Raw genomic sequence first — 18,797 nt, 5'->3', positions numbered from 1 at the left:
TACCGGGGACATCTCAGGGACGTCCCCTACAGGCCTTACCGGGAAATTCCTGGAGCCGTCCGCGAGGCCGTGATCAGTAGAGTCACTACTCATGAAGCCCGACGCGCTACGCGGCCACCTCGACGCGTTGCTGCTGGCCACGCTCGACGGCAGGCAGCTGCACGGCTACGCGATCATCGAGGCGTTGCAGCAGGGCAGCGGGGGCGCGCTGGACCTCCCGACGGGCACGGTCTACCCGGCGCTGCGCCGACTGGAACGGGCGGGGCACGTCGCGAGCGACTGGAGCACGGTCGGCGGCCGCAAGCGCCGCACGTACCGGCTCACCTCGGCGGGGCAGAAGGCGCTGCACGCCGAACGCGACGCGTGGCGCGAGTTCACGACGGTCATCGACGGGGTGCTGGGAGGGGGCGGCAAGTGGGCACAGACGTGATCGACAGGTACATGGCGGACCTGGGGGCGCGGTTGCAGGGCTCGCGCAGGCACGTCCGCGACCTGCTCACCGAGACCCGCGACAGCCTCACCGACGCCACCGAGGCCCACGTCGGCCGCGGCCTGTCCGAGCAGGAGGCGCAGGAACGCGCGGTCGACGAGTTCGGTCCGGTCCGCGAGATCGCGAACGAGTACCAGGCCGAGCTGGCCGTCGCGTACGGCACGCGCACGCTCATCTGGCTGGCGGTCGTCCTGCCGTTGATGCACATGGCGTGGGAGTACGGCCGGATGCTGGTCATCGGCCCGTGGCAGAGCTTCGACACGATCCCGCCGTCCTGGTACCTCCTCGTCGCCAAGGCCAACGACCTGGCGAGCGGCGTCGCGTCCGGGCTGGCACTGGTCGCGCTGGTGCTCGGCCGGGTCCTCGCCCGCCGGTGCGAGGCGAAGCTGCTGGCCAGGCTCACCGCGACGGTCGCGGTCGGCGCCGTCGGCGTCGTCCTGCTGGGCAACCTGTCGATCATCGCCGCCACCGCGCACGTCGACCCGGCGCGGCTGGTGCAGTCGCTGCCGATGACGATCGCGAGCGCGGTCAGCTGGATCGTGATCGTTCGTCTCGGTCTGCTCGCTCGCCGCAGCCTGAGCTGTGCCACGATCGTCGCGTGACCAACGCCCTTCTCTACCTGATCGTGATGGTGGCCGTCGCGGCAGTGGTGTTCCTGCTCGCGGCGTTGGTGTTCGGCCGCGGCGAGGAGCTCGCCCCGCTGCCGCCCGGCGCGTCGCCGACGCGCCTGCCCGCGGACGACCTCACCGCGGAGGACGTCCGCGAGCTGAAGTTCCAGCAGGTGTTCCGCGGCTACAAGATGAGCGAGGTCGACTGGGCGTTGCAGCGGCTCGCCACCGAGGTCGAGACCCTGCGGGCCCGCGTCGAGGAGCTGGAGAGCAGTGAGCACCGAGCTTGAGCTGACCGTCGAGGTGGCCGCGCCGCCCGACACGATCTTCCGCGCCATGACCGACTGGGAACGCCAGTCGGAGTGGGTGTTCGGCACCCGCGTGTCCGTGGTGGAGGGTGACGGCAGGTCGGTCGGCAGCGAGATCGACGCCGTCACGTTCGGCGTCTCGGACCGCATGCGGATCACGCGCTGGGACCCGCCGCACGCCGTCGAGGTGCTGCACCTCGGCCGGGTGGTGCGCGGCACCGGGGTGTTCGCCGTGCGCGGCAGCCGTTTCGTGTGGACGGAACGCCTGGACGTGCCGTTCTTCTTCCCCGTGGTGAAGCCGTTGTTCGTGCTGGTGCTGCAACGGTCGCTGCAGAAGTTCGCCCGGTTCGCGGAGGCGTACAAGTGATCATCCGCTGTCCGTGGGGCGACTCGACGCCGGACTACGCCGAGTACCACGACACCGAGTGGGGCGTGGAGCTGCACGGCACGCCCGAGCTGTACGAGCGGATGTCGCTGGAGGCGTTCCAGTCGGGCCTGTCGTGGATCACGATCCTGCGCAAGCGCCCGGCGTTCCGCGCGGCCTTCGGCGACTTCGCCCCGTTGCTGGTGGCGGAGTTCGGACCGGCCGACGTCGAACGGCTGATGGCCGACGCCGGCATCGTCCGCAACCGGCTGAAGATCGACGCCGCGATCCACAACGCCCGCGTGATCGTCGAGCAGGACGTCGACCTCGACGCGCTGCTGTGGTCGTTCGCGCCCCGCAAGCACCAGCGGCCGAAGACCTTCGCGGACGTCCCGGCGATCACCGACGAGTCGAAGGCGATGGCCAAGGAGCTGAAGCGGCGCGGCTTCAAGTTCCTCGGCCCCACCACGTGCTACGCGCTGATGCAGGCGACCGGGATGGTGGACGACCACATCGCGGCGTGCTTCCGGGCGAAGGCCGGGCGACCGGCCTGACCTCCACTCGGAGCGGATTCAGCGGCCGATGAACTTCGGCGCCCGCTTGGTCACGAACGCGTCCACGGCCTCGCGGTGGTCCTCGGTCGCGCCGCAGTCGGCCTGCGTCCGGCGCTCGGCCTCGAGCGCGTCCTCCAGCGTCCCGTCCGCCGCGGCGGCCAGCGCTTCCTTGATCTTCGCGTAGGCGGTGGTCGGCCCAGCGGCGAGCTTGGCGGCGAGCAGGTGCGCGGTGGAGAGCAGCTCCTCGTCCGGCACGACCTGGTTGACCATGCCGACCCGCAGCGCCTCCTCGGCGCCGACGGGCTGGGCGAGCAGCATCATCTCCATCGCGCGGCCGTGGCCGATCAGCCTTGGCAGCGTGTAGGAGGCGCCGGAGTCGGCGGTCAGGCCCACGTTCGCGAAGGCCATCAGGAACTTCGCCGACCTGCCCGCGATGCGCAGGTCGGCCGCGTAGGCGAAGGACGCGCCCGCGCCCGCCGCGCTGCCGTTGACCGCGGCGATCACCGGCTTCGGCATGCCGATCAGCTCTCGCACGATCGGGTTGTAGTGCTTCTCGACGGTGTTGAGCGGCGCCGGGTCGCCGGCCTGCAACAACCCGATGTGCTCCTTGAGGTCCTGACCCGCGCAGAACGCCCTGCCCGCACCCGTGATCACCACCGCGCGCACCGACTCGTCCGCCGCCGCCTCCTTCAGCGCGGCGAGGAACGACTCCTTCAGCGTGACGGTGAAGGCGTTGAACGACTCGGGGCGGTTGAACGTGAACGTGCGCACACCATCGGCGTCGTCGACGAGGAGCTCGGACACTGGACCTCCATCAAGCAGTGGAAACGTTGCGGACCGGCCGCAGGCACTCGTCGACGAAGCGGCTCGTGCCCGGTGCCAGCCGCAACGTCTGTTCGTCGAAGAACGACGCTGCCGCGTGCCCCGGCCAGTCCGGTGGCAACAGTTCAGCAGGAAGACCGGGATCGCGGAACAGGAACTTGCGCCACGCGTGCAGCAGCTGCTGGGAGGCGGCGAAAGCGGCAGCGTCGTCTGTTTCGTCCACAACGGACACCTGCTCGGTCCAGTGCGCGACGAACGCGGCGTAGTCGCGGCCCAGCTCGGCGAGGTCCCAGGCCTTCTCCGCGAGCTCGGTGTCCCGACCGTCGTGTGAACCGTGAAAAGTTCGCGCGAGGACCTCCTCGGCGGCCAGCACGTCACCCAGTTCGGGGGACGGCCGGGGAGCGATCCACGTCACAGGACCGAGCGCGCCGTAGCCGAGCAGTTGCAGCGAGGAGGCGAGGTGGTCGCGCGAGTCGCGGCCGGGCAGCTCCTCCAGCACCACCACGTGCCAGCGACCGTCCCACGTGGACGGCCGGGTCCGGTAGATGCGGGCAGCGGCCTCGTCGAGCCTGCGTTCCCCGCGGGGTGTCATGGCGTATCCGGGCCCGTCAGGCAGCCGCACGGGGTGCAGCCAGCCCTGCCGGACGGTGCGCGAGACGGCGGTGCGGACGGCCGGCGCGGCGAAGCCGAGGGGCTCGAGCAGCCGGACGAGGGCGGCGATGGTGGCGGCCCCACCTCGTTCGCGCAGGTGGCCGCCGTAGACGTCGAAGAGCGCGGAACGGGCTCGCACCCTGCCCAGTCTGTCACGCCACCCCTGGTCGTGGCGAAAGTGTTGCCTTGTCGTGAAAACGGGTACTGAACAGGGACAAGTCAAGATCCACAACTGTCACCCGAACTCGCCAAAAGATCGGTTCGGTTTCGCCCCTGAGTCGCGATAGGGGAGAATGGAGCAGATCCGGCCTGGCCGGACGGGGAAGATGTTGACGGAGGGAGCACGCGATGGCGGCCATGAAGCCCCGGACCGGCGACGGTCCCCTCGAGGTCACCAAGGAGGGACGCGGCATCGTCATGCGCGTGCCGCTCGAGGGTGGTGGGCGCCTTGTCGTCGAGATGTCGGCGGACGAGGCCAGCGCCTTGGGCGACGCGCTGAAGGCCGCCGCCGGCTGAGGCACCCGGCGAGGAAGCAGTGTTGAGCCCCGGTTTCCACAGTGGAGACCGGGGCATCGCTTCGTTCTCGCTCGGGTGAGAATGAACGGTCGTTAATGCACAGGGGAGGTCCAGCAGTGGCGTCGACGGTTCCGTCAGTGCCCACCAAGCTCGTGGACGTCGAGGTGGCCACCACCGCGCGCCGCGCCGTTCCGCAGGTCGTGCTCACGGCCACCGGACCGGCGCTGGGACCGGGTGGTGACGGCATCGACGTCTCCGACCTGACGGGCAAGGCCGGCGAGGCGGTGCGCCACGACGAGGCGTGGACGCTCGGCGTCGGCACGGGCACGCTCGCCGACTACCGCACGGCCGGCGCGGCGCTGGTGCGCGCGCTGAGCGGCGACGACGCGCCCAGGACCGCGGACGTCCTGCTGACCCCCGACTTCGACGCCGGCAAGGTGCGCGCGTTCGTCCTGGGCGCGGCGCTCGGCGGCTACCGCTTCAAGGTCACCGGCGAGGACGCCCCGAAGCGCGTCGGCTCGCTGCGGCTCGTCACCGGCGACACCGGGTTCGAGGAGGTGCTGACCTCCGCCGCGCTGAAGGCCCACGCGCTGGCCACGGCCACCTCGCTCACCCGCGACCTCGCCAACACGCCGTCCAACGTCAAGGACCCGCGCTGGCTCGCCACGACCGCCGCGAAGCTCGCCGACAAGGTCGACGGGCTGACGGCCACCGTGCGCGACGAGAAGTGGCTGGCGCAGCAGGGCTTCGGCGGCGTGCTCGCCGTCGGCGGCGGCTCGGCCCGCCCGCCGCGGTTGATCGAGCTGACCTACGGCACCAAGGGCCCGCACCTGGTGTTCGTCGGCAAGGGCATCACGTTCGACACGGGCGGCATCTCGGTGAAGCCCGCCGACGGCATGCACCTCATGCGCACCGACATGGCGGGCGGCGGCGCCGTGATCGCCGCGCTGCTGACCGTGGCCCGGCGGCAGCTGCCGGTCAGGGTCACCGGCCTCGTGCCGTGCGCCGAGAACCACGTCTCCGGCTCGGCGTACCGGCCGGGTGACGTCGTGCGGCACTACGGCGGTGCGACGACCGAGGTGCAGAACACCGACGCCGAGGGGCGCATGGTTCTGGCCGATGCGATGGCTTACGCGGTTCGTAACTTGAAGCCTGATTTGCTCGTGGACATCGCTACGTTGACTGGCGCTATGAAGGTGTCGCTCGGGTTGCGCACTGGTGCTGTTTTGAGTGCGTCTGACTCGCTTGCTGCTTCTGTGGTCGAGGCTGGGGCTGGGGTCGGCGAGACGTGGTGGCGGATGCCGTTGCTGGAGGAGCACGTCGCTGCTGTTTCCAGTGAGATCGCTGATTACAAGCAGACTCCGGCTGGGCCTGGGGGGATCACTGCGGCGTTGTTCTTGCAGAAGTTTGCCGGGGACGTGCCCTGGGCTCATCTGGACATTGCTGGGCCGGCTCGGTCGGAGAAGGTGTACGACGAGGTCGTGGCCGGGGCTACCGGGTTTGGGGCTCGGACGTTGGTTGAGCTGGCTGAGAGGTATTCGCGGTAGTTCCAGCGTGGTCGCCGTGCGAGTTCCGGCGTGGTTGCCGTGCGAGTTCCGGCGTGGTCGTCATTGCGGTCGGGTGCCTGTTCCAGCGTGGTCGTGCACCTCGGACGAAGCGAGGGTGTTCATCGCCGCTGCGCGACGATTGCGATTGGGGCTTGACTTCGGGGCCCTTGCGAGGCGCTTGGTCGGCCGGAAAAGGCCGGATGCTTCGCACCCGGCCGATCCACGAGTGGTAGCACCTCGCACCCAAAGTCAAGCCCCAATCGCCTAACCACGGGTGGGTGCACCGCTACCCATCGGCGCAAGGGCCTGCACGGCTCGCCTTCGGCATCGCGGTCGCGAGTGCGTGGGGGGTTGTTACTGCTCGCCTTCGGCATCGCTTGGGGCCTCGGCTTCGCCGTTGGCGTGTGTGGCGTGGCGTGGCGTGCGCGTAGTTCCTACGATCTGCCCATACGAGACGGCGGCGTTCCACGGCATGATGTGAGCTCCTTCACAACGTCGTAGAGGAGCGCTCGTGTTACTCCGCCTGGCTCTCGCCGTCTCGTTGGTTCTTGCGTCGTTGTCCCCTGCTGCGGCTGCGACGCCGTGGTGGGAACCGGTGGCCAGGCCCGCCCCGGACTCGCAGATCAACGTGACCGGGGAGCCGTTCAAGGGCGTTGATGGGCAGGGGCGGGTGCGCGGGCTTGTCGACGCGCACAACCACCTCATGACGAACGAGGGCTTCGGTGGGCGGCTGATCTGCGGTAAGCCGTTCTCCGAGCAAGGGGTTGCGGACGCGTTGAAGGACTGTCCGGAGCACTACCCGGCGGGGATCGGGGCGATCTTCGAGGCGATCGTGACTGGCGATCTCGACGGGCATGACCCGGTCGGGTGGCCGACGTTCAAGGGCTGGCCCACGTCCACGACTGTCTCGCATCAGCAGAACTACTACGCCTGGTTGGAGCGGGCGTGGCGTGGTGGTCAGCGGGTGTTGGTGCAGGACCTGACGAGCAACGCCACGCTGTGCATCATTCACCCGTTCAAGGACAAGCCCTGCGACGAGATGGCGTCTGTGCGGTTGCAGGCTCAGCGCACGTACGAGCTGCAGGCGTTCATCGACAAGATGTTCGGAGGCACTGGCAAGGGCTGGTTCCGCATCGTCACGTCGTCCGAGCAGGCGCGGGACGTGGTGGCGCAGGGCAAGCTCGCTGTGGTGCTCGGGATCGAGACCTCTGAGCTCTTCGGGTGCCGGACGTTCCTGGACATCCCGTTGTGCGGCAAAGCGGACATCGACCGGGGGCTGGACGAGGTCTATGCGCTCGGCGTGCGCAGTGCGTTCTTGTGCCACAAGTTCGACAACGCGTTGTGCGGCGTGCGGTTCGACTCCGGGACGCAGGGTGGCGTGATCAACGCCGGGCAGTTCCTGCGCACCGGGCAGTGGTGGAAGACCGAGGAGTGCAAGGGGCCGCAGCAGGACAACCCGATCGGTACCGTCGGCCCGAACGCGCTGATCCCGGCCGGTGTCGTGGCGCCTGCCTACGACCCGGCCAAGCGGTGCAACGTGCGTGGGCTGACGTCGCTCGGCGAGTACGCGGTGCAGGGGATGATGCGGCGGCACATGATGATCGAGGTCGACCACATGAGCGTGAAGGCCGCTGGGCGGACGCTCGACCTTGCCGCACAGGCGCGCTATCCCGGCGTCGTCTCCAGTCACAGTTGGATGGACGCGCAGTGGACCGAGCAGGTCTACCGGCTCGGTGGGTTCGTGGCCGGCTACGAGAACAGCCCTGAGGGGTACGTGTCGCAGGCTGCCGCCGCGGAGCCGTTGCGTCGCAAGTACGACGTGGGCATCGGGTTCGGGTCCGACTACAACGGGGTGGGCTCGCACCCGGCGCCGCAGTCCGGGGTGACCTACCCGTTCCGCAGCTACCCGGACGGGCCGCTGGTCGACCGGCAGCGCACCGGTGAGCGGGTCTGGGACATCAACGTCGACGGTGGCGCGCACATCGGGTTGCTGCCCGACTGGGTCGAGAAGGTGCGTCAGCTCGGCGGTGACCAGCTCGTGCAGGACATGCTCGGCGGCGCCGAGTCGTACCTGCGCACCTGGTCGCGGTCTCAGGCCTGGACGCCGTGAGTCCGCAGGGCGTGGTCGCGGAAGGCGCGGACGGCAGGGGGCAGCGGGTGGTCGCGCAGCCACGCCAGCCCGAAGACGCGGGCCGACCGGGGTGCCAGCGGTAGCTCCCGCAGGCCCGGCGGCGGGGTGGTCTCGGCGTGCGTGAGGATCGCCACGCCGAGACCGGCCGCCACCAGGCCGCGCACGGTCTCGATCTCCTGGCTCTCGAACGCGACGCGCGGGGTGAGGCCGGCGGTCGCGAACATGTCGTCGGTGATCTGCCGCAGGCCGTAGCCGTGCTCCAGCAGGATGAGGTCCTCGTCCACGAGGTCGGTGAGCCGGATGACGGCGCGGGACGCGAGCCGGTGCGTGAACGGGACGACGACGATCAGCTCCTGCTCGAAGATGACGACCGACTCGACCTCCGGCTCGTCCGGCGGCGGTGCGACCAGGGCGAGGTCGATCTCGCCCTGGAGCAGCCGGTCGACCACGGTGTAGCGGGCGTTCTGGACCAGGCCGAACCGCACGTGCGGGTGCTCGGCGCGGAACCCGCGGACGAGCTCGGGCACCACGGACCGGCCGAGCATGTGCAGGAACCCCAGCACGACCCTGCCCTTCTCGGGGTCGAGCTCCTCCTCGACCTCGCGCAGTCCCGGTTCGAGCGCGGCGAGGGAACGGGTGGCCGCCTCGGCCAGCAGGCGGCCGGCGCGGGTGAGGCGGACCCGCCTGCCGCTCTTCGCGACGATCGGCGAACCGAGCTGCTCGCCGAGCTCCGCGAGCCAGCGGCTGACCGTCGGCTGGGGGAGCCCGACGCGGTCCGCCACGCGGGTCACGTGCTCGTCGGCGGCGAGTGCTCTCAGCACCGCCAGCTTCGGCGCCAGCTCCAATTCATCCATGAATTGATTCTGGCCCATTTCCGTATTGGACGTATGGCTTAGCGTCGAAGACGTGAACAGGTTGACCGCGTCCGTCGCCGCTTCCGGGTTCGCGTGCTTCGCGTTGCTCTACACGCCGCAGCCCGTGATGCCGCAGATCGCGCACGAGTACGGGCTGGGGCCGAGCGGTGCGTCGCTCGCGCTCTCGGCCGCGACGCTCGCGCTCGCGGTGGTGGTCGTGCCGATCGCGATGCTGTCCGAACGCGTCGGGCGCAGGCCGGTGATCGTGGTCAGCGTGCTGGTGGCGGCACTGCTCGGGCTCGTGCTCCCGTTCGCTCCGAACTACGAGGTGTTCCTGCTACTGCGGGTGCTGCAGGGCATCGCGGCGGCCGGTGTGCCCGCGGCGTCGATGGCCTACCTCGCGGACGAGCTCGGCAAGGACCGGCTCGGCGCCGCGATGGGCGCGATGATCGCCGGCAACAGCCTCGGCGGCATGACCGGCCGGCTCGTCACCGGCCTGGCCGCCGACTGGTTGGGGTGGCGCGGCTCGGTGCTGCTGGCCGACGTGTTCGGGCTGGTCGCGGCGCTGGTCGTGGTGTTCCTGCTGCCCAGGGCGCAGGGGCGGCCGAAGCGGGCGCCGCGCGGCATGAAGGCGGCGCTGACGGACCCCGTGCTGCTGTCGCTGTACGCGGTGGCCGTGCTGCTGGTGGGCGCGTTCATCTCGTTCTACAACGTCGCGGGCTTCCAGCTCACCGGTCCGGTGTGGCTGGAGACGCTGGTGTTCCTCTTCTACGGCTTCGGCAGCACCGCGGCGGCGTTCGCGGGCAGGCTGGCCGACCGGTACGGCCGCGGTCGCGTGCTGCTGATGTGCATCGGCGTGCTGGCGCTCGGGACCCTGGCCAGCCTGGTGTGGGTGCCGCTCGGCCTCGCGGTCGTGACCGCCGGGTTCTTCGCGGCGCACACCACCGCCAGCGGCTGGGTCGGCGCGCGGGCGCCTGCGCACGCCCGCGGGCACGCGTCCGGGCTGTACCTGTGCGGGTTCTACGTGGGCAGCAGCATCGGCGGCACGTCCGGCAGCACCTCGTACGAGGAGTGGGGCTGGGGCGGGCTGGTGCTGGTGGTCCTGGGCTGGCTGGCGCTGGCCGCGATGCTCGCCGCGAACTCGAACGCCAGGGTGAAGCGGGAGGCCGCCGAGTCGGCTCAGAAGTCCAGCGCGAGCGTGATCCGCGGGTCGACCGGCGCGATGGCGGTCCTGCCCAGCCGCGGCAGCTCCGGCGTGCCCTCGCCCATGCCGACCGTGACCGAGCGGGTGTCCGCCGGGACCTCCACCACGATCGCGAACGGCAGCGGGCCGCCGTCGTAGCGCGCGCCCACCTGCTTGGCGGTGGAGCCGTCCGGCAGCGTCACGGTGATCATGTCCTTGGTGACGAAGCCGCCCGCGGTGTCGGGCAGGTTGCCGGTCGCCTCGACCCGCACCTCCAGCAACGCCCTGTCCGTCCCGGAGATCGTGACGACGTCGTACTGGCTCTCGCCGAGCTTGACCGGGCGCTGGCGGCCGAGCCGGATGCCGGTGATCTTCATGCCGAGCTCGCGGTCGCCGAAGCGGATCTTCTGGGTCGGCTCGGTGAAGTGCGCGGGACCGGCGGCGCGCTGCAGCACGTGCGGAGGGTTGTCGGAGCGCTTGCCGGACGGCAGCTCGGCGCGCTGGTCCAGCGACTTGGCCCCGAGGGTGCCGAGGGTGAGCGTCTCCGCGCCCTCCTGCGGGTCCGGCACGGTGAAGACGACGAAGACCGAGCCGTTGGCGGGCAGCCGCTCGGGAGGCAGCACCTGGCGCTTGCCGGGCACCTGCAGTGCGAGCTCGGACGGCTGCGGGGCGAACCCCTGCCAGTTCGTGCGGTGGAAACCGCTGTCCGTCTCGTTGAGCTTCTCGACCTTCATCCGCACGACGCGCAGGCGTGAGCCGGTCTCGGCGCGGACGGTGCCCTCCGCGGTGAACCAGATGTCCGGGTTCGCCCAGCCGGTGACGGCCGTGGCGAGCAGGTCGTCGCGGAGCTTCACGTCGACGTCGCCGAGGCCGAGGTCGGCGTTCGTGCGCTTGCCGTCGTCGGGCAGCACGGCGAGGAAGTCGCGGCCGGCGGTGAGGTCCTGCTGCTTCGACGGGTCGATCTCCTTGCCGTCGGTGCGCACGAGCGTGCCGGACGGGGTGCTGCGGTTGCCGTTCTCCGGCACCTGCGGCGACTGCACCTCGTAGCGGACCTCGTCGTCGTTCTTGGTGACCTCCTTCATCGGCACGGGCACCCAGTCGGTGCCGGCACCGGTGCCGGGGACCTGGACCGGTCCGCACCACAGCCGCTTGTCCACCTCGGACTCGACGCCGGTCTTGGAGAACCAGCAGCTGACCGCCGCCGCGCCCGCCCGTGCCACGTAGCCGTACTCGAGGGTGTAGGCGAGCTGCGCCTCGGCCTGCGACTGCAGGTCGGAGGCGTCCGCGAGCTTCAGGCCCCCGACGGTGAGCTGCACGGCGGCCGGCTGGGCTGTGGGAGCTGTGGCGCATCCAGTCACCGCAAGCAGGACCGTCAGACCCAACAGCGCACCACGCACAGTCCTCGTGCCCCTCACCAGATGGATCGACAACGTCACTACTGGTTAAAGGCGGCGCTCACACGTCCGGGTTGCCCTGAAGGGTTGTGACTCAGATCACACTGCGGTAGACCTCGACAGTCTGCGCAGCCATGGCGGACCACGAGAAGTCCTGTTCAGCCCGCGTGCGTCCGGCGGCGCCGAAGCGGCGCGCCCGGTCCGGGTCTGTGATCAACTCGTTCACCGATTGGGCGAGTTCGAGTCGATATGTCGACAAATCGTGCTCGTCGTAGTGCACGAGCAGGCCCGTCTCGCCGTGCACGACGACCTCCGGGATGCCACCGACGTCGCTCGCGACGACGGCCGTGCCGCACGCCATCGCCTCCAGGTTCACGATGCCGAGCGGTTCGTAGACCGATGGGCACACGAACACCGTCGCGTGACTGAGGATCTGCCGCACCTCGGCGGGCTGGAGCATCTTCTGGATCCAGAACACGCCCGGCCGCGACTCGGACAGCTCGCTGACTGCCTGCCGGATCTCCTCGGCGATCTCCGGCGTGTCCGGCGCGCCCGCGCACAACACGATCTGCGCCTCGGGGTCGATGTGGTGCGCGGCGGCCACGAGATGGCTCAAACCTTTTTGCCGCGTGATCCTTCCCACGAAGGCCACGATCGGCTTCTCCGGGTCGATTCCGCGGGACGTCAGCGCATCCGTTTCGGTCACCGGGTGGTACGCCTGGGAATCGATCCCGTTGCGCACGACGTGGACCTTCGCGGGGTCGAGAGCGGGGTAGGCGTCGAGCACGTCGGCCCGCATTCCCTCGCTCACGGCGATGACCGCGTCGGCGTGTTCGTAGGCGGTCCGCTCCGCCCACGACGAGATCCGGTACCCGCCGCCGAGCTGCTCGGCCTTCCACGGCCGGCGCGGTTCGAGCGAGTGCGCCGTCACCACGTGCGGGATGCCGTGCAGGAGTTTGCCCAGGTGACCGCCCATGTTGGCGTACCAGGTGTGCGAGTGCACGAGGTTCGCGGTGGAGACGGCGCTCGCCATCTCGAGGTCGACCGCGAGCGTCGTGAGCGCCGCGTTCGCCTGCTCCAGACTGTGCGGCGGGTTGTGCGCCGTGGCGTCGGATCTGGGCGCACCGAAGCAGTGCACGTCCACGTCCACGAGGTCGCGGAGATGAGGCACGAGGAATCCCACGTGCACGCCAGCGCCGCCGTAAACCTCCGGCGGGTACTCCCGGGTCAAGAGCGCAACTCGCACGCACCCACCGTAGATCACGGACGCGCCCGTTGGGATGAACGGAGTTGCGTCTGGTTCAAGAACGTTCGCCCGGATAGGGTCACATGCTGTGAAGGGGCAGCCGCACGTTCTCGGAATTGTGCTTGCCGGTGGTGAGGGCAAGCGCCTGTGGCCACTGACGGCCGACCGCGCGAAACCGGCTGTGCCCTTCGGGGGCAACTACCGGCTGGTCGACTTCGTGCTGTCGAACCTGGTCAACGCGGGGCTCGCGAAGCTCTGCGTGCTGACGCAGTACAAGTCGCACTCGCTGGACCGCCACATCTCGACGACGTGGCGCCTGTCCAATGTGCTCGGTCAGTACGTGACCCCGGTCCCGGCCCAGCAACGCCTGGGCCCGCGCTGGTACACGGGTTCCGCCGACGCGATCTTCCAGTCGCTGAACCTGGTCCACGACGAGAAGCCCGACCACGTGGTCATCTTCGGAGCCGACCACGTGTACCGGATGGACCCAGGTCAGATGATCTCGCAGCACGTCGAGTCGGGCGCCGCCGTCACGGTCGCCGGCATCCGGGTGCCGCGCAACGAGGCCAAGGCGTTCGGCTGCATCGACTCCGACGCCTCGGGCAAGATCACCCGGTTCCTGGAGAAGCCCTCCGAGCCCCCGCACGTGCCGGACGATCCGGACGTGACTTTCGCTTCGATGGGCAACTACGTCTTCACCACGGAGGCGTTGCTCGACGCACTGCGTGGCGACGCGTTGAACCCCGACTCCGACCACGACATGGGTGGCGACATCATCCCCATGCTCGTGGACCGCGGGAAGGCGCACGTCTACGACTTCCAGGACAACGAGGTGCCCGGCGCCACCGACCGGGACCGCGGGTACTGGCGGGACGTCGGGACGATCGACGCCTACTACGACGCGCACATGGACCTTGTTTCGGTCCATCCGATCTTCAACCTCTACAACCAGCTGTGGCCTATTCGGACGGCCACGCCGCCGTTGCCGCCCGCCAAGTTCATCGCGGGCGGGTCCGCCGAGGACTCGATGGTGGGGCCGGGGTCGATCATCTCCGGGAAGATCCACGGCTCGGTGATCTCGTCCGACGTGACCGTCGAGGTCGGGTCGGTGGTGCAGGGGTCGGTGCTGTTGCCCGGGGTTCGGATCGGCAAGGGCGCGGTTGTGCGGCGGGCCATTTTGGACAAGAACGTCGTGGTTCCGGACGGGGCGTTGATCGGGGTGGATGCTCCTATGGACCGGGAGCGGTACACCGTGTCCGCTGGTGGGGTCACCGTGTTGGGGAAGGGCGTTCGGGCTTACTGATCTTGTCGGACCCCCTGAGTAAGGTCGGGTTGATCAGGGGGTCTCGTTTCGGGGGGACGCCTGCGTCAGCTTGCGGTTTGCGGGCTGTGTGGGTGGTTCACCTGTTGAGTCGCGACCTTTGCGGGTGGTCGCCTTGAGAGTGGCGAGATTGCGTTGCGCGCTTCCCCTCAGGGGCTCTGCCCCCGAACCCCCGGCAATCTGATCGGGGGCTACCGCGCCCTCGGCGGGTAGATGGCACGCCTGTTTGTGTTGGGCGGCTGCCTGTTGCGTTGTTGGTTGCGTTGCGGTGGGTGCCCCGTCACAAGCCGCACCAGAAGCTGGCCACACCTGAGGAGGGGTGTCAAACGGCCGAAAAGCGTGGCCGTTTGACACCCCTCCTCAGGTGCAGCGAGAGCTGTGGTGCGACTCGTGACGGGGCACCCACCGCGCGGAGCTGCGCTCCGTTCGTCTCGGGCCGTTGGCCCTCGATCAAGCGCGGCCTACGGCCTGCGCGCCGCCACCAGCAAGCCGTCGCCCAGCGGGAGCATGACCGGGACCAGGCGGTCGTCCTCCTTGACCAGCCTCGCGATGTCGCGCATGGCCTGGGTCGACTCGTCCCGCTTGCTCTGGTCCACCACCGCGCCGTGCCACAGGACGTTGTCGAACGCGATCACGCCGCCGGGGCGGAGCATGCGGACGCCGTGTTGCAGGTACTGCGGGTACTCCGGCTTGAAGGCGTCTACGAAGACCAGGTCGTACGCCGCGTCGGTCAGCCTGGGGAGGACGTCCAGGGCCTTGCCCATGATCAGGCGGGTGCGGGACGGGGAGATGCCGGCTGCCGCGTAGGCCTCGCGGGCTGCCCGTTGGTGGTCGGGGGCCACGTCGATCGAGGTCAGGATGCCGGACTTGGGCATGCCGGCCAGGAGGTAGAGGCCGCTGGTGCCCGCGCCGGTGCCGATCTCCACCACCGCTTTGGCCTGGAGCGCGGTCGCCAGGAACCGCAGGGCGGCGCCTCCGCCCGCGCCGATGGGCACGCAGCCCAGTTCCTGGCCGCGTGCTCTCGCTGCCAGGTGCACGTCGTCCTCGGGGAGGTACTGCTCGACGTACTCCCTCAGGGCCGCCGATTCCGTGGTCACGGGGTATGAGGTTAGTGCCCCCGGTGCCCAAAACGGGTGAACGCGGCCCGAACCGAGATTCTCAGGGTGCTCTCAGCCAGTTCTCACGATCGTTTAAAGAGAGGACGGGAAGGTAAGTAAGCAACAAGCCAGGCTCTGGTCGGGAACAAGCCGGACCCGCCGTCCGTTGAGCCGCACGAGGGTCGCCGGGCGGCCCACATGGAGGTGCCGAAACACCTGATGCGCACGCAGTCGAGTTCGCCGGAGGCCGTCGCGCCCATCGAGACGGCCGACTGGACGCCGCCCTCGTGGGACTCCATCGTCCGCGAGCACGCGGACAGGGTCTACCGGCTCGCGTACCGCCTGACCGGCAACCAGCACGATGCCGAGGACCTGACGCAGGAGACGTTCATCCGCGTCTTCCGATCGTTGGCGTCGTACAAGCCGGGCACCTTCGAGGGGTGGCTGCACCGCATCACCACCAACCTCTTCCTCGACATGGCTCGCCGTCGCAGCCGTGTCCGCATGGAGGCGCTGCCCGAGGACAACGACCGCCTCGAGGGTGACGACCTGTCCCCCGAGGAAATCTACGACGAGAACCACCTCGACCCCGACCTGCAGGCCGCGCTCGACGAGCTCCCGCCGGAGTTCCGCGCCGCGGTCGTGCTCTGTGACGTGGAAGGACTCTCCTACGAGGAGATCGGTGCCACGCTCGGGGTGAAGATGGGTACCGTGAGGAGCAGGATCCACAGGGGCCGCCAGGCCCTGAAGGTCGCGCTCGAACGCCGTCGTCAGGAATCGTTGCTGGAGGACTCTGCATGACCGACCTCCGTGGTTGGGGCCTGCCTGAGCAGCACCTCGCGCTGGACGCGGTGGTGGCCTTCGTGGACGGGGAGCTTTCCTCGACCGCCCACGAACGGGCCTCCGCGCACATCCAGCGCTGCGGTTTCTGCGCCTTCGAGACCTACACGCAGCAGCAGGCCCGCGCGGCCGTGCGGACCGCGCCGGCGCCCACGGCGTCGGCGTCGCTGCTCGACAGGCTCGGCGCGATCCCGCAGGAGGTGGAGCTGCCGTCCGCTCCGGACGGGCTCGCGATCACCGAGGACGGTCAGTTCGTCGCCGTGCAGCGCACCGACAAGCCCGCGTTCGGCTCGGGGCCGGTGCTGGGCTCGTCCAGACCCCTGGGCAGCAACGGCTGGTTCAGCGGCCGCCGTGCCCGCCAGGGTGCCGGCGTCGTCGTGAGCGGCATGTTGCTCAGCGCCCTCGCGTTCACCACGCCCGACAGCGACGCGCCGCCCGCGCCCGCCGTCCCGCAGAACGCCGGCGCGGTCTTCGCGACCACCCCCTGACAGTCATTTCACTGTTCGTGAGGCACGCTGTAGTTCAGCACTCCTAGCGGAAAACTCGGGGAGAGATGAGCCAGCAGTCGCCCAACGGCCAGACGTCCACACCCGTTTCCGGAGTGGACGACGGAGCGCATCGCAGGCTCCGGCCACGGCCCCTGGTGCAGCCGCCGGTCGACCCCGCGTACGCGACCGCCTTCGGCCGCCCCGACGGTGTCCCCGGCGCCTTCGCCGCGCGGGACGTCCCCGTCACCTCCGTCCAGTCGGCACCGCCACCCCCGGAGTCCCTCGCCACCGCCTTCGGCCGCCAGGGCTCACCGGAGCTGCTGCAGCGGCCGCCGCAACCGCTGGCGGACCCCGATCCCGACATCGACCCCGTCTTCTGGGGCGACAAGCCCGCGGGCGACCCGTGGCGCGACCCGGCCTCCGGCGCCGTGATCGGCCCGCCCGCCGTCGGCGAGGACGCACCGGGTGAACCCGAGCGCAAGCAGGAACCCGGCCCCCAGCTGAGCGTCCCCGAACTGCTCTTCGGCCGCCGCGTCAAGCCGACCGCACTGGCACTGCTGCTGGCCGTCGCCCTCGTCCTGGGCGCGGTGGGCGGCCTGGTCGGCTGGCTGATCGGCCGCGCCGGCAACCCGCTGACCGACTCGACCGTGACGCTCGCCGAGGTGGAGCAGGGCAAGGAACGCCCGGCGGGCTCGATCTCGGACATCGCCAAGCGCGTGACCCCCAGCGTCGTGTCGATCGAGTTCAAGGGCGCCAACGTGGCGGGCGTCGGCTCCGGCGTCGTCATCGAGGGCGGCGGCTACATCCTGACCAACGACCACGTGGTCGCCCCGGCGGCGCAGGACTCGTCGGCCAAGCTGAGCGCGGTCTTCACCGACGGCACCAGGGCCCAGGCCCGAGTGGTCGGCCGCGACCCGAAGACCGACCTCGCCGTCATCAAGGTCGAGGTCACCAACCCGACCGTCCTGCAGTTCGGCAACTCCGACGAACTGCAGGTGGGCGACAGCGTGATCGCCATCGGCTCCCCGCTGCAGCTCTCCAACACCGTCACCGAGGGCATCGTCTCCGCCCTGCACCGCCCGGTCACGGCGGCGGGCGAGAACGGCGGCCCCCAGGTCACCTACGACGCCATCCAGACCGACGCCGCCATCAACCCTGGCAACTCGGGCGGCGCCCTGGTCGACTCGCGCGGCGCCCTGATCGGCATCAACTCGTCGATCCGCACCGAAACCGGCGGCTCGGTGGGCCTCGGCTTCGCGATCTCCGGCAACCAGGCCCGCAAGATCAGCCAGGAGCTGATCCGCAACGGCCAGGTCAAGCACGCGGACATGAACGTCAACGTCAAGTCCGTCTCCGCCGAGACCTCCGAAGGCGCCCAGGTGCAGAACGTCCCCGCAGGCGGCGCGGCGGCAGCCGCCGGCATCCAGGAGGGCGACGTGATCACCAGGGTGGGCAACCGCATGGTCCGCAACGCCGCCGAACTGGTCGTAGCGGTACGGGAGCACGAAATCGGCGAAAAGGTGCAGGTAACTCTCGCGCGCCAAGGCCGTGAGCTGAAACTCGACGTCACCCTCAAGTCCGACTGACCAGTAGGCTGGGACCCGTGTTCGAGAACATCGGATGGCCGGAGCTCCTCATCATCGTGATCGCGGGTCTCTTCATCCTGGGCCCCGAACGCCTGCCGTCAGCGGCAGCCTGGCTGGGCAAGACCGTCCGCCAGATCCGCGAGTACGCGACCGGCGCGCGCGAACAGCTCAAGCAGGAGATGGGCCCGGAGTTCGAGCAGCTCCGCAAGCCCCTCGAAGACCTGCGGGAACTGCGCAACTTCGACCCGAAGCGCGCGGTGTCCAAGCACCTGTTCGACGACCCGGAACCCACGACGAAGTCGAACGGCTACCCGGCCTCCACCACGCCACCAGCACCGGAGCAGCGCCCGCTGGCACCGGGCGAGCGCCCGCCGTACGACCCGGACGCCACCTGAGCCACCGGGCGAGCGAAGCGGGAGCGGGAACCGGGCGCGCAGGCTGACGCAGGGGTCCCCTTGCCGCAGGACCCCCCGTGAACCAACGTACTCAGGGGGTCTGACACTCCGGCGGCAAGCGAAGCCAGGGACATCAGCAAGCCAGGTGCGGCAAGGCTCCAGCTTCAAGCGATGCCGAAGGCGAGGAGAAACAACCCCCGAACGCACCGCCAACGGCGAAGCCAAGGCCCCAAGCGATGCCGAAGGCGAGCAGTCAGACCTTGCCCAGATGGGTAGCGGTAAACCCACTCGTGGTTTTGCGATTGGGGCTTGACTTTGGGTGCGAGGTGCTACCCCCTTCGGGATCGGCCGGTTGCGGAGCATCCGGCCTTTTCCGGCCGACCAAGCGCCTCGCAAGGGCCC

Annotated in this window: 19 protein-coding genes; 14 read left to right on the top strand and 5 right to left on the bottom strand. The window is 69.7% G+C overall.

What is annotated here, in order from left to right:
- The first annotated feature begins 91 nt into the window (after nt 1–91).
- From ACFWV3_RS45245 to ACFWV3_RS45225, 5 genes are read left to right on the top strand one after another with little or no spacing between them, the layout of a single operon-like run.
- The gene (locus ACFWV3_RS45245; RefSeq protein ID WP_382420497.1) at nt 92–430 is read left to right on the top strand and encodes a PadR family transcriptional regulator; all 339 of its coding nucleotides are present in this window, start codon (nt 92–94) and stop codon (nt 428–430) included.
- Complete coding sequence (locus tag ACFWV3_RS45240) at nt 415–1,092, top strand: permease prefix domain 1-containing protein (RefSeq protein ID WP_382420495.1); 678 nt, start codon at nt 415–417, stop codon at nt 1,090–1,092. Before ACFWV3_RS45245 ends, ACFWV3_RS45240 begins: the two co-directional genes overlap by 16 nt.
- Nucleotides 1,089–1,388, top strand: coding sequence for a DivIVA domain-containing protein (locus tag ACFWV3_RS45235; protein WP_382420493.1), 300 nt, complete (start codon nt 1,089–1,091; stop codon nt 1,386–1,388). The genes ACFWV3_RS45240 and ACFWV3_RS45235 overlap by 4 nt, the downstream gene beginning before the upstream one ends.
- Nucleotides 1,389–1,434: 46 nt before the next feature.
- Complete coding sequence (locus ACFWV3_RS45230) at nt 1,435–1,773, top strand: SRPBCC family protein (RefSeq protein WP_382420523.1); 339 nt, start codon at nt 1,435–1,437, stop codon at nt 1,771–1,773.
- Nucleotides 1,773–2,324 carry a DNA-3-methyladenine glycosylase I gene (locus tag ACFWV3_RS45225; protein WP_382420521.1) on the top strand — a complete coding sequence of 184 codons (552 nt, stop codon included), beginning with the start codon at nt 1,773–1,775 and terminating at the stop codon, nt 2,322–2,324. The genes ACFWV3_RS45230 and ACFWV3_RS45225 overlap by 1 nt, the downstream gene beginning before the upstream one ends.
- An 18-nt stretch (nt 2,325–2,342) precedes the next feature.
- Here the strand turns inward: ACFWV3_RS45225 and ACFWV3_RS45220 are convergent, their stop codons facing one another.
- Together ACFWV3_RS45220 and ACFWV3_RS45215 are read right to left on the bottom strand one after the other, a co-directional pair.
- Nucleotides 2,343–3,128 (bottom strand): enoyl-CoA hydratase-related protein, encoded by a 786-nt coding sequence (locus ACFWV3_RS45220; protein ID WP_382420491.1) that lies wholly within the window; start codon nt 3,126–3,128, stop codon nt 2,343–2,345.
- 10 nt (nt 3,129–3,138) lie between these two features.
- Nucleotides 3,139–3,936, bottom strand: coding sequence for a PaaX family transcriptional regulator C-terminal domain-containing protein (locus tag ACFWV3_RS45215; protein ID WP_382420489.1), 798 nt, complete (start codon nt 3,934–3,936; stop codon nt 3,139–3,141).
- Nucleotides 3,937–4,145: 209 nt separating this feature from the next.
- Between ACFWV3_RS45215 and ACFWV3_RS45210 the strand changes: the two genes are divergently transcribed.
- From ACFWV3_RS45210 to ACFWV3_RS45200, 3 genes are all read left to right on the top strand, one after another.
- Nucleotides 4,146–4,313, top strand: coding sequence for a DUF3117 domain-containing protein (locus tag ACFWV3_RS45210; protein WP_065914675.1), 168 nt, complete (start codon nt 4,146–4,148; stop codon nt 4,311–4,313).
- 95 nt (nt 4,314–4,408) lie between these two features.
- On the top strand, nt 4,409–5,860 hold the full coding sequence (locus ACFWV3_RS45205) for a leucyl aminopeptidase family protein (RefSeq protein WP_382420487.1): 1,452 nt from the start codon (nt 4,409–4,411) through the stop codon (nt 5,858–5,860).
- Nucleotides 5,861–6,371: 511 nt separating this feature from the next.
- Entirely contained in the window at nt 6,372–7,970 is a 1,599-nt protein-coding gene (locus tag ACFWV3_RS45200; RefSeq protein ID WP_382420485.1) for a hypothetical protein, read from the top strand.
- Here ACFWV3_RS45200 and ACFWV3_RS45195 read toward each other — a convergent pair.
- Complete coding sequence (locus tag ACFWV3_RS45195) at nt 7,952–8,845, bottom strand: LysR family transcriptional regulator (protein WP_382420483.1); 894 nt, start codon at nt 8,843–8,845, stop codon at nt 7,952–7,954. The two genes, ACFWV3_RS45200 and ACFWV3_RS45195, sit on opposite strands and share 19 nt — an antisense overlap.
- Before the next feature lie 52 nt (nt 8,846–8,897).
- On the opposite strand from ACFWV3_RS45195, the gene ACFWV3_RS45190 reads away from it, so the two are divergent.
- Nucleotides 8,898–10,187: an MFS transporter gene (locus ACFWV3_RS45190; RefSeq protein WP_382420481.1), complete on the top strand. Its 1,290-nt coding sequence runs from the start codon at nt 8,898–8,900 to the stop codon at nt 10,185–10,187.
- A 1,329-nt stretch (nt 10,188–11,516) separates the two neighbouring features.
- Here the strand turns inward: ACFWV3_RS45190 and glgA are convergent.
- Nucleotides 11,517–12,668: a glycogen synthase gene (gene glgA, locus ACFWV3_RS45185; protein WP_382420479.1), complete on the bottom strand. Its 1,152-nt coding sequence runs from the start codon at nt 12,666–12,668 to the stop codon at nt 11,517–11,519.
- An 88-nt stretch (nt 12,669–12,756) separates the two neighbouring features.
- On the opposite strand from glgA, the gene glgC reads away from it, so the two are divergent.
- Nucleotides 12,757–13,971, top strand: a complete 1,215-nt coding sequence (gene glgC, locus ACFWV3_RS45180; RefSeq protein WP_382420477.1) for a glucose-1-phosphate adenylyltransferase — start codon at nt 12,757–12,759, stop codon at nt 13,969–13,971.
- A 479-nt stretch (nt 13,972–14,450) separates the two neighbouring features.
- Here the strand turns inward: glgC and ACFWV3_RS45175 are convergent, their stop codons facing one another.
- Nucleotides 14,451–15,086, bottom strand: coding sequence for an O-methyltransferase (locus ACFWV3_RS45175; RefSeq protein WP_382420475.1), 636 nt, complete (start codon nt 15,084–15,086; stop codon nt 14,451–14,453).
- 219 nt (nt 15,087–15,305) lie between these two features.
- On the opposite strand from ACFWV3_RS45175, the gene sigE reads away from it, so the two are divergent.
- From sigE to tatB, 4 genes are all read left to right on the top strand, one after another.
- On the top strand, nt 15,306–15,887 hold the full coding sequence (gene sigE, locus ACFWV3_RS45170) for an RNA polymerase sigma factor SigE (RefSeq protein WP_229813090.1): 582 nt from the start codon (nt 15,306–15,308) through the stop codon (nt 15,885–15,887).
- Nucleotides 15,884–16,414, top strand: coding sequence for a zf-HC2 domain-containing protein (locus ACFWV3_RS45165; protein WP_382420472.1), 531 nt, complete (start codon nt 15,884–15,886; stop codon nt 16,412–16,414). Before sigE ends, ACFWV3_RS45165 begins: the two co-directional genes overlap by 4 nt.
- A gap of 65 nt (nt 16,415–16,479) precedes the next feature.
- Nucleotides 16,480–18,000 carry a trypsin-like peptidase domain-containing protein gene (locus tag ACFWV3_RS45160; RefSeq protein WP_382420470.1) on the top strand — a complete coding sequence of 507 codons (1,521 nt, stop codon included), beginning with the start codon at nt 16,480–16,482 and terminating at the stop codon, nt 17,998–18,000.
- 17 nt (nt 18,001–18,017) lie between these two features.
- The gene (tatB, locus tag ACFWV3_RS45155) at nt 18,018–18,395 is read left to right on the top strand and encodes a Sec-independent protein translocase protein TatB (RefSeq protein ID WP_382420468.1); all 378 of its coding nucleotides are present in this window, start codon (nt 18,018–18,020) and stop codon (nt 18,393–18,395) included.
- Nucleotides 18,396–18,797: the final 402 nt, after the last annotated feature.

The sequence above is a fragment of the Lentzea sp. NPDC059081 genome (assembly GCF_042738015.1).
Classification (GTDB): domain Bacteria; phylum Actinomycetota; class Actinomycetes; order Mycobacteriales; family Pseudonocardiaceae; genus Lentzea.
The sequence above is the reverse complement of the archived record's forward strand: the minus strand, read 5'-3'. Positions and strand labels throughout refer to the sequence as shown.

Excerpts from the sequence above, each read along its gene's own strand:
- ACFWV3_RS45245 (WP_382420497.1), top strand. The coding sequence starts at position 92 with ATGAAGCCCGACGCGCTACGCGGCCACCTCGACGCGTTGCTGCTGGCC.
- ACFWV3_RS45230 (WP_382420523.1), top strand. The coding sequence starts at position 1,435 with ATGACCGACTGGGAACGCCAGTCGGAGTGGGTGTTCGGCACCCGCGTG.
- ACFWV3_RS45210 (WP_065914675.1), top strand. The coding sequence starts at position 4,146 with ATGGCGGCCATGAAGCCCCGGACCGGCGACGGTCCCCTCGAGGTCACC.
- ACFWV3_RS45205 (WP_382420487.1), top strand. The coding sequence starts at position 4,409 with ATGCACAGGGGAGGTCCAGCAGTGGCGTCGACGGTTCCGTCAGTGCCC.
- ACFWV3_RS45195 (WP_382420483.1), bottom strand. The coding sequence starts at position 8,845 with ATGGATGAATTGGAGCTGGCGCCGAAGCTGGCGGTGCTGAGAGCACTC.
- sigE (WP_229813090.1), top strand. The coding sequence starts at position 15,306 with ATGCGCACGCAGTCGAGTTCGCCGGAGGCCGTCGCGCCCATCGAGACG.
- ACFWV3_RS45165 (WP_382420472.1), top strand. The coding sequence starts at position 15,884 with ATGACCGACCTCCGTGGTTGGGGCCTGCCTGAGCAGCACCTCGCGCTG.
- ACFWV3_RS45160 (WP_382420470.1), top strand. The coding sequence starts at position 16,480 with ATGAGCCAGCAGTCGCCCAACGGCCAGACGTCCACACCCGTTTCCGGA.